The organism is Pseudomonas sp. EA_65y_Pfl1_P113 (genome assembly GCF_963970525.1).
GTDB classification, from domain to species: domain Bacteria; phylum Pseudomonadota; class Gammaproteobacteria; order Pseudomonadales; family Pseudomonadaceae; genus Aquipseudomonas; species Aquipseudomonas tritici.
Genome location: NZ_CAXAQM010000564.1, coordinates 1 through 454, shown reverse-complemented (window position 1 = coordinate 454; position 454 = coordinate 1). Strand labels below are relative to the sequence as shown.

The following is a 454-nucleotide window of genomic DNA, read 5'->3' as shown; positions in this document are numbered from 1 at the left end:
AACGAATGCGTCCTCTTTCCCGGCGAAATCGATGAGGCGCAGCGCGATTATCCCATTCTGTTCCGCCGCGACGACGCGGGAACGTTTTACGCTGTCGCGCTGCTCGGGCTCGACCGCGACGAAAATCTGTTTCTCGATATCACCGGTTGGCAGGCGCGGCACATCCCGGTGATCCACCAGCGCGGGCCGTTCCTGATTGGCCTGGTCGATCGCACGGTCGACGGCCAGGCGCGGCGCGAGCCGATGCTGCATGTCGATCTCGACCATCCGCGCATCGCCGCTGCACCGCAAAGCCCCAATGCACAGGCCGTGTTCCTGCCTCATGGCGGTTCGTCGCCCTATCTCGACCATATCGTGCGCGTGTTGCAGGTCATCCATGATGGGCATCAGCAGCGCGACGCGATGTTCGCCGCCTTCGAACAGGCCGATCTGATCGAACCCGTCACGCTGGAAA

1 protein-coding gene is annotated in these 454 nt (G+C 63.0%); it reads left to right on the top strand.

The window, feature by feature from the left end; translation table 11 throughout:
• On the top strand, positions 1–454 hold a 454-nt coding region (locus AACY52_RS31095), incomplete at both ends, for a SapC family protein (protein ID WP_339561509.1).